The organism is Rhodococcus sp. P3_B8, from assembly GCF_056402775.1.
The window spans coordinates 1-11,977 of sequence record NZ_JBFUGT010000197.1; the positions used below are offsets into that span (position 1 = coordinate 1).

Below are 11,977 nucleotides of genomic sequence, written 5' to 3' on the forward strand. Positions count from 1 at the left end.
GCATCGTGGCCGCCATGTCGACGCGGCACTCCGTCGGCCGGGCGGCGAGCGACCGGATCGTCGTCGGCGCGGGCGCGACGTGGCGCGAGGTGCTCGCCGCGACGCTGCCGCGGGGAACGACCCCGCCCGTGCTCACCGACTACCTCGACCTGTCGGTCGGCGGGACACTCGTCGTCGGGGGCGTGGGCGGCACGACCTCACGGTACGGCGTCCAGAGCGACAACGTCATCTCGATGGACGTGGTGACCGGCACGGGGCAGACGATCACCTGTTCGGCACAGAGCCACTCGGACCTGTTCGACGCGGTGCGGGCAGGGCTCGGCCAGGTGGGCGTGATCACCGAGGCGACGCTCGAACTCGTCGCGGCACCCGAGCAGGTGCGCAGGTTCGTGCTGGTCTACCCGAACCTGGCGGGGATGCTGAAGGACGCGCGCCTCCTGTCCGCGGGCGCCGGCTTCGACGCGGTGCAGGGCGCGATCCTGGCAGCACCGACCGGTGAGCTCTCGTTCCAGCTGGACGTGGCGAAGTTCTTCACCGGGAGCCCGCCGGACGACGACGTACTGCTCGCCGGACTGTCCGACGACCCCGCCGGACGGATGCCCGGCACGATTGCGTACGTCGACTACCTCGAGCGGCTGGCCGGGCTGGAAGCGGCGTTGCGGGACAACGGCCAGTGGTTCCACCCGCACCCCTGGATCACCACCTTCATCGGAGACTCGCACGTCGAGTCGCTGGTCGACGACGAGCTGGGCAGGCTTGATCCTGCGACCGACCTCGGCAAGTTCGGTCAGATCGTGCTGTCGCCGATCCGCACCGGAGCGATCACCAGTCCACTGCTGCGGACACCCTCGGAGGGCCTGTGTTTCGCGTTCAACTTCGTCCGGGTGCCGACGACCGCCGACCTCGGCGACGCCAACCGGCTCGTTGACTCCAACAGGGCCGTGTACGACCGCGTCCGCAATGCCGGCGGCGCGCTCTACCCGGTGAGCGCGGTCCCCATGTCCCCCGAAGACTGGCGCCGGCATTTCGGGTCGGCGTTCCACCGCCTCGACGAGGCCAAACGGAGGTTCGACCCGGATCACGTCCTCACCCCCGGCTACGACGTGTTCGAGGGCGTCAGCCGCCGGTGAGCGGCACCAGGATGAAGTGACCGGCTCCGCGGGCAGCGGAGAACACGTCCCAGGACATCGGACCGCCGGGACCACGGCCCTCCTCGTACCGGAGATCGAACGCGGGATTCACGGGTGCGAGCCGGTAGTCGAAGAAGGCGTAGTTGGCGCGCAGCAACGTTCGCGCCGGTTCCGTGGCCTCCGCGAGACGGGGCACCAACCGGTCCTCGACCACCAATCCGCGGTCGGAGAACTCGTCGACGATCACACACTCACAGAAGTAGGCGAGGGTCCCGATCTCACCGGGGGATCGCACCGGTGCCTCCCCGACGAGTGTCCCGACCGCCCGGCCGACCCGTTCGTAGTCCTGCGCGCTCGCCCAGTTACCGAAGATGGGGGGTGCCTCCCACGGGAGACCGCTCTCGACGTCGTAGTACACGGCGCCGACTCCCAGCACGGCGAGGAGGCCGGCCAAAGTGCCTGCGGCGGCGCGGTACGGGGTGTCGCGCGCGGCGCTCCAGTGGATGCCGGCGGCGAGGACGGCGAACATCGCCAGCGTGGTCGCCGGCGCCACGTAGTACCAGTGGTACGGCACGGTGTCGAGCACGACGTAGGCGACGTAGTAGAGGGCGCCGGACAAGCCGAGCGCGAGCAGCGGCACGGGGACGGGCACCGGTCGCTTCCAGGGTCTGGCGTACGAGGCGAGCGCGACGAGAATCAGCACGAGCGCGAGGACCGCGGGACCRAATGCCGCCACGGTCCGCCACGGGTTGGACTCGAAGTACATGATCGGGCCGGTGAGGTAGTTGTAGCCGCCCACGTCGGAGGCCTGGCCCTGCTTGATCAGGAAGGTGTCGGGCAGCGCCGAACCGAGGACGACCCAGCTGAACAGATACCACGGCCCTGCGATCGCGGCGAAGCCGGCGAGGGCGCGGCGCAGTTGCGTGCGAATCGCCGGTGACAGGGCGGCGATGACCACGACGAAAACGAGCAGGTCCAGACGTACCAGCGCCGCCATCCCCGCGGCCGCACCGAACCAGGCGGCCCGGCCCTCGAGCGCGAACCACACCATCACCGCGACGGCCGCCGGGATCAGCAGCACCTCGAGCCCGACCGCGGACAACACGAACGGGTTGAACACCACCAGCGCGCCGGCGAGTACCGCCCACCCGGTCCCGATGCCGAGCCGCCGGCACATCCGCGCCAGTACCCAGCCCAACAGGGCGGTGACCGCGACGTTGAGCATTCCGAGTGCCAACAGGGGGTCGCCCGGGCCCCACAACCGGGTCAGGAACGTCAGTGCCCCGAGCGCGAGCACGTTGAGCGGGGACGTCGACGTGTTCGCGGTCAGGCCGTGGACGATCGCCCACTCCCCGTGGACGGCGAGGTTCCTGGCGGCCGACAAACTGATGTAGGCATCGTCCGTCAGGCTGCCGGAGACGATCCAGAACAACACGGCGGCCAACACCGCGCCGGACGCGGCGAGGATCATCGGCGCCCGGAACGGTCTCGGTACCGGTGGCGGGGCAGACCGCTCGAGCGGTTCGTTCAGCAATCCTGTGGACACCGCGACATCCTAGAGAGGGGAGCCGCGACTGCTGCTGGCAGCCGCCGAATTCGACGGCCGCACGGTCCCGGTCGCCGGAAAGGTCGTACCGCGCGCACGCGCTGGTGCCCGCCGACTGTTTAGTCATTCGACAAGGCGGGAAATCGACGCCCCAGGGTCGGAAGCGTCACCGGTGGCACCACCGGCCCAGGTTCCGCGGGTTGAGCCCCCAGGTCGCGGGACCGCCCCGGGCTTTTTTATCGGCTGCGCCGCTCGTGAGCGGTGAGCAGCAGAGCGTCGAAACGGTCGCGAAACGAAGTGGGCGCGCGGATGTCGTCGCCGAACGCGAGAACGAGTTGCTCGGCGATCACGCGGATCTTCGTGTTCGTCTCCTGTGACCGCCACGTCAGGAGGTCGAAGGCGGCGTCGGCGGAGAGGGAGTAGACGAGCATCAGCGCACCCTTGGCCTGTTCGATGATCGCCCGCGAACGGACGACGTCGGCCTCGTCGAGCAAGCGCGGGTTGTTCCAGACGTCGTCGGTCCTGTCCTGCCACACGAGCACGACGAAGCGGGTGTCCGCGGACGTGAACGTGGAGGCGAACCCGTGCGCCCACAGCCAGTTCCCGTTCCTGTGCCGGATGCGGGCATACCCGGCGTGGGCGGTGCCGGTGTCGAGGACACCTCGGACCAGGCCGAACCACCGCGGCGCATCCGACGGGTGCATCAATCCCGCGAGGTCCACACGATCGAATTCGTCCAATCGGTATCCGACGAAGTCGGCGAGGGCGGGGTTCGTCAACACCAGTTGCCGTCGGTCGTCATAGACGCTGACCGGGCGCGGAAGAGAGACCACCAGCGAGGTGAACGCGTCCTGGCCGAGGCTGTCGGCCGGTGCGAGGGGGAACCCGGGCATGCGTACTTCCTTCGATGTTTCGCCCCGACGACGACTGGTACAGCGATCATCGCGGCGTGCGCAGAACGATCCGCTAGAGGTATTCGGAGCCGAGCCCCGTTCGGCTGGGTGTGACGTGCGTCCTACTCGCTGAATTCGCCCATCGCGGGCGTCCATCCGCGGATCTGCACGTTCTGCACCAGATTCTCCTGGGCGAACGGATCCTGCGTGAAGAGGCGTGCGACGGCGTCCTCGTCCTCGGCGTCGACGATGAACAGCGCACCGTGGCCGTCGGCGAGGGGGSCGGTCGAGCGCATGACCTTGCGGCGGACCAGTTCGGTGAGCCACCCACGATGCTGTGTCCGGTGGTCGTCGCGGAGGGACGACGTCTCGGGGCTGTACGTGTATTCCACGACGAACAGGGCCATGAGGTTCTCGTTCAGCCGTGGTCGATGTAGGACTCGAGCTGGTCGCGTTCGGTCTGCAACTCGCCGATCCGGCTCTTCACCACGTCGCCGATGCTGACGATGCCGACCAGCTGCCCGTCCACGATCACCGGCAGGTGCCGGATCCGGCGTTCGGTCATGGTTTCGGCGAGACTGTCCACGGTGTCGGTCGGGAGGCAGGCGAACACCGACGTCGTCATGATGTCCACGACCCGGGCATTCAGGATGTCTGGGCCGCGTTCGTGGATGCGGCGCACCACGTCGCGTTCGGTGACGATCCCGACGACGGCGTCGTTCTCCGTCACCACCAGGGCACCGACATTGTGCCTGGCGAGTTCGCCGATCAGCGTGCTGACCGGCATCTCCGGATCGACCGTCACCACGGCCGGACCCTTGTTCCGCAACACATCCGCGATTCGCATCTGGACACCCCGATCTGTGGGCACTCCGACTGGCCGCCGATTCGATCATAGGCAGACTTCGAGCGTATGCCAGCGCTTCTGCCGGTCTTGGTTTGGTTATCCAGTCGTGACCGCCGCGTACCGCGGGCCGGGCGCCTACCTGGACCGCGGTGTTAGGTTGGCGCTGTGCCGATCACCGTGCTACTCGTCGACGACCAGGAACTGATGCGGATGGGCCTCAACATGGTGCTCGACGCTCAGGACGACATCACTGTCGTCGGGGAGGCGAGCGACGGCGCGGCCGCCGTCGCCGCGGTCCGCAAACTCGAACCCGATGTGGTGCTGATGGATGTCCGCATGCCGGTGGTGGACGGGGTCAGCGCGACCGCCCAGATCCTGGAGTCGGGGGTCGCGAGCCGCGTGCTGGTGATGACCACCTTCGACCTCGACGAGCACGCCATGGGTGCGTTGCGGGCCGGGGCCAGCGGCTTCCTGCTCAAGGACACCCCGTCGGAAGACCTGGTGTCGGCCATCCGCAGTGTGGCCGCGGGGGACGCAGTGGTGTCGCCGAAGGTGACCCGCCGGCTGCTGGCGAGGTTCCTCGACGACGGTCCGGGTCCGCTTCGTGACCCGGAGGTCCTCGACGTGCTGACCGAGCGTGAACGGGAAGTGCTGCAGCTGGTCGCCACCGGGTTGTCGAACACGGAGATCGCCGGTCAGCTGTTCCTCTCGGAGTCGACCATCAAATCGCACGTGGGCCGGATTCTGACCAAGTTGAACGTCCGCGACCGGGTCCAGGCAGTGGTGCTGGCCTACGAGACGGGCCTGGTGCGACCCGGCTCGTAGGCCGGCGGGTGGGGAAGCGTACTGCCGCTAGACGGTGAAGGTGCCGACGGTCGGGACCACGGTGCACGTGACGGAGTCGGCGTAGCCGACCGTGCCGAACATCGTCGCGAGGACGGTTCCCTTGCCGGTGTCGACGATCTTCGACAGCAGCGGGGTATTGATGATCGGCAGCTTGTCGTCGAGCGTGACGATCCCGCCCTGGAACGTCGTGAGGTTGATCCAGGCGACGCTGAGGTCGGACGTCTGCGGGATCGCGACGTAGGCGGGGATGGCCTGGAATCGGAGTTGGTTGGCGGTGATCTGGGGGAACAGGTTCGGTCCGCCCTGAGCGCTCGCCAGCGTGACCGTCGCGGGCTTGTCGGCGACGCCGCACCCGAGCGTGGGGGACGGGTACATGAAGTCCTGCGGTGTGGTGAGTCCGACCTCGAGCACGTCCTTCGGGATGAACACGCTGGCGCCGAGAAGGGCGTCCACGGCCGCGGTCGCGGCGGGGGAGACCTCGGTGGCCAGCGCCTGCAGTTCGGCGGCACCCTTCGCGAAGTCGGCGACCGGTGCTGCCGATGCCGGTCCCGAAGACAGCATGCCGAAGGCGGCTGCGGACGCGAGAACGATTGCGGCTCGGCGGAAGACGGTGGAACGAGTCATATCGGCTCCTCGTTGTGCGCGGGGTCGGAAGACCCCCATCGCAGTGAACTGCATCATGCCCAGACTCTCAATGTCAACTTGAGGTTTAGCATTGTGAGCGCTTCGATATATGCGGCCGGGAGAAAATCGGCGCCGTCGAACGTTGAACGATCAGACGGTTGACCCAGACCCTCGATGACCCGGCCGTCCGAAAGGGGGCGTCATGTACGCCGCACTGTTCCTGTTGTACGTAGTGGTGGAGATCGCCGCGCTCGTCCTGGTCGGTCACGCGATCGGCGTGCTGTGGACCGTGCTCCTCCTGCTCGGTGGAACGCTGATCGGACTGCTGCTGATGCGGTCGCAGTGGCGTCGTGTGATGGACGGCCTGCGCCGGGCGGCGAGCGGCGACGGCTCTCCTGGTTCGGCGGTCGCGGACGGCGCACTCGTCGCACTGGGCTCCGCGCTGATGTTCGTCCCTGGCCTGGTCACCTCGGTGCTCGGGCTGCTCTTCCTCGTTCCCCCCACCCGATGGGCACTTCGGCCCGTCGTGGTCCTGCTGGCAGGCAGGCGTGCGGCCACCGTCGCGGCCGGGGCGGAAGCGTTCGCACGGGCACCCCGGCGGGGTGGCGGCGAAGTGATCGAAGGGGAGGTGGTCGACGAGGTCTTCGAGGGCGTAGTGATCGACGAGGAGCCCCGAACCCCGACCCGTGATCCCCGCGTTCTGCCCTAACAGGCAGACTGGTTGCCTGTGACTACACAACTGCTGGTCGGCGGCCGAATCTACAGTTCCTTTGCTCCAGACGCCACGTCGATGGCAGTGACCGACGGTGTCGTGTCGTGGGTCGGCGACGACCGCGCGGCCCGTGCGCTGCACCCCGGTGCCGGCGTGGTCGACCTCGGCGGCGCATTCGTCACCCCGGCTTTCGTCGACACCCACGTGCACGTCACGGCGCTCGGCCTGAACATCGTCGGGCTCGACCTGGTCGGTGTCGGGTCGCTTCGCGAATGCCTCGACCGGCTCGCCTCCTTTGCCCGCACCCACGGCGACGCGGTCATCTGGGGACACGGCTGGGACGAATCGGCGTGGCCGGAAGGCGCCGGTCCCACCACGGCGCAGCTCGACGAGGCCGCGCCCGGACGCACGGTGTATCTGTCCCGGATCGACGTCCATTCGGCGGTCTGCTCGACGGCCCTGCGCCGGTCGGTCCCGGATCTGAGTGACACCGCCGGCTTCTCGCCGGAGGGGCCGCTGACATTCGAGGCGCACCACGCCGCCCGCACCGTCGCGCGCTCGCTGCTGACGGCCGAGCAGCGGTCCGCCGCCCGCATCGCGGCCCTCGACGCCATCGCCTCCCGCGGCATCGTCGCGGTGCACGAGTGCGGGGGCCCCGACATCGCCGGACTCGACGATTTCCGTGAACTCCTCGCCACCGCGCACGGTGTCGAGGTCCGCGGCTACTGGGGTGAGGCGGTCGCCGACGCCGACGAGGCCAGGAAGCTGCTGAACGCCACCGGCGCCCACGCGCTGGGCGGCGACCTGTTCATCGACGGATCCCTCGGCTCCCACACGGCGTGGCTCAGCGAACCCTATGCAGATCTGGCCGGCGGCACCGGCAAGAGCTACCTGGGAGTCGACGAGATCGCCGCCCACGTGCGGGCCTGCACGATCGCCGGAATCCAGGCCGGATTCCACGTCATCGGCGACGCCGCCGTCCGGGCCGCGGTCGACGCGTTCGCCGTCGTCGCCGCCGAACTGGGCGGTCCCGCGGTCGCGAAGGCCGGGCACCGACTCGAACACGCCGAGATGATGACCGGGGACGACGCCGCGCGGCTCGCGCAGTGGGGTGTGATCGCCAGCGTCCAGCCCGCGTTCGACGCCCTGTGGGGTGGCACCGACGGCCTGTACGCGCAGCGCCTGGGAACCGAGCGAGCCCTCACCCTCAACCCGTTCGCCGCCGCCGCCTCCGCCGGGGTGTCGCTGGCGTTGAGTTCCGACGCGCCCGTCACCCCGGTCGACCCGTGGGCGATGCTGCGCGCGGCCGTCCATCACCGCACCCCCGGCAGCGGGATCTCCCCGCGCGCGGCATTCTCCGCTGCCACCCGGGGTGCATGGCGGGCCGGCGGGGTCCGGGACGGTCTCGCCGGGACGCTCGACCCGGGAGCGCCGGCGTCGTACGCCGTGTGGGATGCCGGGGAACTCGTCGTCAGCGCGCCCAAGGACTCCGTGCAGCGGTGGTCGACCGATCCCCGGTCCCGGGTCCCGGCCCTGCCGCGGCTCGAGGACGACGCGCCCACACCCGTGCTGCTGCGTTCGGTGCACCGGGGGAGCGTCGTCCATGAGCGGTAGCACCACACCTCGCTGGATTACCGGAAAGCGCGGCGTGGCGGTGCGTTCCGTCCTGTCGGTGGCAGCGGGATTCCTCGTGTTCGCCGGGTTTCCGCCCCGGCCCCTGTGGTTCCTCGCGCCCATCGGCATCGCCCTGCTGACGCTGATCCTCACCGGAGCGGGGGGTGCGGCACCGAGACTGCGCGCGGGCTTCGGCTACGGGTACCTCGCGGGACTCGGTTTCCTCGTGCCGCTGCTCCCGTGGATCGGGGTGTTCGTCGGAGCCCTCCCGTGGCTAGCGCTCGCCGCGGTCGAGTCGCTGTACATCGGACTGTTCGGGGTGCTCGCCGTGCTCGTCTCCCGGCTGCGCTGGGCCCCGCTGTGGATCGCGGCGTGCTGGTCGCTCACGGAATGGTTGCGCGCGAGCGTGCCGTTCGGCGGCTTCCCCTGGGGGCGGTTGGCGTTCGGCCAGTCGGAGGGCTGGTTCCTGCCGCTCGCGAGCATCGGCGGTGCCCCGCTGCTCAGCTTCGCCGTCGCACTGACCGGTGCCGGGCTGGCATCCGTCGCCGTGACAGTGCGGGCCCGGGCGGGCGGCGCCACGAACTGGACGCGGCCGCTCGCAGGCGGTCTGGTCGCCGCCCTCGCCGCGACCGTCGTGTCGCTCGCCCTGTGGCCGACCCTGCCGGGCATGGACTCGGGAGACCGGACGATCACCGTCGCCGCGATCCAGGGCAGCGTCCCCAAACTCGGACTCGACTTCAACGACCAACGCAAGCGGGTCCTCGACAATCACGTGAACCGCACCCTCGAACTCGCCGACGACGTCGCGTCGGGCGCGGCGCCGCAACCCGACCTTGTCGTCTGGCCGGAGAACGCGTCCGACATCGATCCCCTGCGCAACGCCGACGCCGCCGCCGACATCTCCCGGGCGTCCGAGGCGATCGGTGCGCCCATTCTGGTGGGCGCGGTGCTCGTGAATTCCGACCGCACCACCACCAACTCGGTGATCGTGTGGGACGGCGATGCGGGACCGCAGGAGCAGCACGACAAGAAGATCATCCAGCCGTTCGGCGAGTACCTGCCGTACCGCGGGTTCTTCCGGCACTTCTCCGCGTATGCCGACCGGGCGGGCAACTTCGTTCCCGGCGACGGGGACGGCGTCGTCCACGCCGACGGAATCGCCGTCGGGGTCGCGACCTGCTACGAGGTGGCGTTCGACCGGGCGTTCGAGCAGTCGGTGCGCAGCGGCGCCGAACTGCTCGCCGTCCCCACCAACAACGCCACGTTCGGCGACACCGAGATGACCTACCAGCAGCTCGCCATGTCGCAGGTGCGGGCCGTGGAGCACGGCCGCGCCGTCGTCGTCGCCGCAACCAGCGGTGTGAGCGCGATCATCGGCCCCGACGGTTACACGGCGGCGGAAACCTCACTTTTCGTACCCGCGGGCCTGGTGTCGCAGGTGCCGCTGCGCACCGGTACTACGCTGGCAAGTCGGCTCGGCCCGATTCCGGAGGTTCTTCTCTGTGTCGGCGCCGTCGCTGCCGTCGCGTTCGCCGTGGTGCAACGACGACGCACAGTTCGCACACTGATTCAACGCAGTACCGAGAAGGCGCCGGCAGTTGCCGGCAGGGAGGATCCTCATGGCATCGGAGACCGATTCCGGGCAGAGCGGGGCACCGAGCGCACGGACTCTGGTGATCATTCCGACGTATAACGAGCGGGAGAATCTCGGCCTGATCGTGGGTCGCCTGCATGCGGCGCTGCCGCGGACGCATGTTCTCGTCGTCGACGACGGCAGCCCCGACGGCACCGGAGACGTCGCGGACGCCCTCGCGTCGAACGACGACGCCGGCCGCATCCACGTGATGCACCGCACCGAGAAGAACGGTCTCGGCGCCGCCTACATCGCCGGTTTCCACTGGGGACTGGACCGCGACTACACCGTCCTCGTCGAAATGGACGCGGACGGCAGCCACGCGCCCGAGCAGTTGCATCGCCTCCTCGACCAGGTGGACGCCGGCGCCGACCTCGTGCTCGGTTCGCGGTACGTGCCGGGCGGCACGGTCGTCAACTGGCCGAAACACCGCGAGTGGCTCTCGCGCGGCGGAAACATCTACTCGCGGCTCGCGCTGGGCGTGAAGATCAAGGACATCACCGGCGGATACCGGGCGTACCGCCGTGAGGTACTGGAGAAGCTCGACCTCGCCGCGGTGGAGTCGCACGGCTACTGCTTCCAGGTCGATCTGGCATGGCGGGCCATTCAGGAGGGCTTCGACGTCCGCGAAGTTCCCATCACGTTCACGGAACGAGAGATCGGCGAGTCGAAGATGAGCGGCGGGATCGTTCGCGAGGCGCTCCTCAAGGTCACGCAGTGGGGGCTCCGGAACCGGATCGCCAAGATCAAGGGTGCGGCAGCCGGCTAGTTACCCGGCACCGACCGCTGCCCCATTCCTTCCGCGGAAGGAATGGGGCAGTGCCGTATCGACCGCACCGAAACGTGACGTACGTGGGCAAACCGACGCCATGTCCACATCGTGAGACACCCTGAAACGGTCTGAACCGTACGTCCGATAGGAACCTGAAGCGTACTCCCGGGTAAGGTTCGGTAAATTCCCAGGTTCGCAGGTCACTATGAGTTTCTTCGGTGGCCGGTGGGTTCGTCCCACCGCCGGAGCGGGAAAGAGGACGAACAAGGTGGTCGAAGCTGTGCCGAGTGGTGACGTGACCACCGAGGGTCGCATTCCGGACGGTGCATTCCCGCTCTCCGCCGCTCAGCAGGGCATGTGGTTCGCCCAGCAACTCGGTCCCGACGTGCCCGTCACCATCGCGCAGTGCGTCGAACTGGTGGGTGCACTCGACTTACCGCTGCTGTCGGAGTCGATGATCACCGCGGGCCGCGAACTCGGCTCCGCATTCCTCCGCCTCGTCGAAGTCGACGGAGTTCCCTATCAGCTGGTCGATCCCACCCTGGAAGCATCGGTCCGGTTCGTCGACCTGCAGCACGAGCCCGATCCGCGGGCCGCGGCCACGGAGTGGATGCGGCAGGAGTACACCGCCCCGCTCGACGTGTGCCGCGATCGGCTCACAACCTCGGCGCTGCTGTGCATCGGGCCGGACCGCCACTACTGGTACAGCCGGGTCCACCACGTCGCGCTCGACGGCATGGGATCGGTGACACTCGTCGACCGGACCGCGGAGCTGTACACCGCGGCCGTCGAGGGGCGCACCGCCGGGCCGTCCAAGGCCGCCGCACTCACCGACGTCGCCCGGGTCGACGACGACTACCGGACGTCGTCGCGCTACCGCGCCGACCGGGAGTACTGGTCCGAGCGGGTATCCACCATCGGCGAACCGCACAGCCTCGTCGACCGGACCGCCCCCGCACGGGCCAGGAGCCGCACGACGGGCGGCCAGATCCCCGACGTCCTCGTCGATCACCTCGAGGCCGCGACGGACCGCCACGACTCGTCGACCGCATTCGAAATCATCGCCGCCTTCGCCGCGTACCTCTCCCGGATGACCGGACGCGAGGAGGTCGCGGTCAGCCTGCCCGTCACCGCCCGCACCACCGCGCTGCTCCGCCGCTCCGGCGGCATGGTGTCCAACGTCGTCCCGCTGCGCTTGCACGTGCGCCCGGACATGACGAACACGGATCTGGTGTCGGCGGTCCGGCTGGAAGTCACCGCGGCGCTCCGGCACCAGCGGTACCCGCACATTGATATCCGACGCGACGCCGCCACCGATGATCAGGGCTTCTACGGCCCACTGATCAACGTCATGCTGTTC

The 11,977-nt window shown here is 69.0% G+C and carries 12 protein-coding genes; 7 read left to right on the top strand and 5 right to left on the bottom strand.

The window, feature by feature from the left end; all coding sequences use genetic code 11:
• On the top strand, window positions 1–1,130 hold a 1,130-nt coding region (locus tag AC1D1G_RS32790; RefSeq protein WP_477955355.1), incomplete at its 5' end, for an FAD-binding protein.
• Here the strand turns inward: AC1D1G_RS32790 and AC1D1G_RS32795 are convergent.
• From AC1D1G_RS32795 to AC1D1G_RS32810, 4 genes are all read right to left on the bottom strand, one after another.
• Complete coding sequence (locus AC1D1G_RS32795) at window positions 1,117–2,676, bottom strand: glycosyltransferase family protein (protein WP_317571225.1); 1,560 nt, start codon at window positions 2,674–2,676, stop codon at window positions 1,117–1,119. The genes AC1D1G_RS32790 and AC1D1G_RS32795 overlap by 14 nt on opposite strands.
• Before the next feature lie 236 nt (window positions 2,677–2,912).
• Complete coding sequence (locus AC1D1G_RS32800) at window positions 2,913–3,569, bottom strand: PAS and ANTAR domain-containing protein (protein ID WP_283332484.1); 657 nt, start codon at window positions 3,567–3,569, stop codon at window positions 2,913–2,915.
• Window positions 3,570–3,691: 122 nt separating this feature from the next.
• The gene (locus AC1D1G_RS32805; protein WP_477955357.1) at window positions 3,692–3,976 is read right to left on the bottom strand and encodes a YciI family protein; all 285 of its coding nucleotides are present in this window, start codon (window positions 3,974–3,976) and stop codon (window positions 3,692–3,694) included.
• 11 nt (window positions 3,977–3,987) lie between these two features.
• A complete protein-coding gene (locus AC1D1G_RS32810) occupies window positions 3,988–4,416 on the bottom strand; it encodes a CBS domain-containing protein (RefSeq protein WP_009472696.1) in 429 nt (142 codons plus the stop codon).
• 165 nt (window positions 4,417–4,581) lie between these two features.
• On the opposite strand from AC1D1G_RS32810, the gene AC1D1G_RS32815 reads away from it, so the two are divergent.
• Entirely contained in the window at window positions 4,582–5,241 is a 660-nt protein-coding gene (locus tag AC1D1G_RS32815) for a response regulator (protein ID WP_005260679.1), read from the top strand.
• Between the two features lie 27 nt (window positions 5,242–5,268).
• Here AC1D1G_RS32815 and AC1D1G_RS32820 read toward each other — a convergent pair whose 3' ends face one another.
• Window positions 5,269–5,886, bottom strand: a complete 618-nt coding sequence (locus tag AC1D1G_RS32820; protein ID WP_280784440.1) for a hypothetical protein — start codon at window positions 5,884–5,886, stop codon at window positions 5,269–5,271.
• A gap of 202 nt (window positions 5,887–6,088) precedes the next feature.
• Between AC1D1G_RS32820 and AC1D1G_RS32825 the strand changes: the two genes are divergently transcribed.
• The 5 genes from AC1D1G_RS32825 to AC1D1G_RS32845 form a co-directional block, all read left to right on the top strand.
• Window positions 6,089–6,595 carry an FxsA family protein gene (locus AC1D1G_RS32825; RefSeq protein WP_283332483.1) on the top strand — a complete coding sequence of 169 codons (507 nt, stop codon included), beginning with the start codon at window positions 6,089–6,091 and terminating at the stop codon, window positions 6,593–6,595.
• Window positions 6,596–6,607: 12 nt separating this feature from the next.
• Window positions 6,608–8,212 carry an amidohydrolase gene (locus AC1D1G_RS32830; protein ID WP_280784438.1) on the top strand — a complete coding sequence of 535 codons (1,605 nt, stop codon included), beginning with the start codon at window positions 6,608–6,610 and terminating at the stop codon, window positions 8,210–8,212.
• Window positions 8,202–9,905: an apolipoprotein N-acyltransferase gene (gene lnt / locus AC1D1G_RS32835; RefSeq protein WP_477955358.1), complete on the top strand. Its 1,704-nt coding sequence runs from the start codon at window positions 8,202–8,204 to the stop codon at window positions 9,903–9,905. The genes AC1D1G_RS32830 and lnt overlap by 11 nt, the downstream gene beginning before the upstream one ends.
• Complete coding sequence (locus AC1D1G_RS32840) at window positions 9,832–10,614, top strand: polyprenol monophosphomannose synthase (RefSeq protein WP_280784436.1); 783 nt, start codon at window positions 9,832–9,834, stop codon at window positions 10,612–10,614. Before lnt ends, AC1D1G_RS32840 begins: the two co-directional genes overlap by 74 nt.
• A gap of 271 nt (window positions 10,615–10,885) precedes the next feature.
• The coding region (locus AC1D1G_RS32845; RefSeq protein ID WP_477955360.1) for a condensation domain-containing protein at window positions 10,886–11,977 on the top strand (1,092 nt) is incomplete at its 3' end.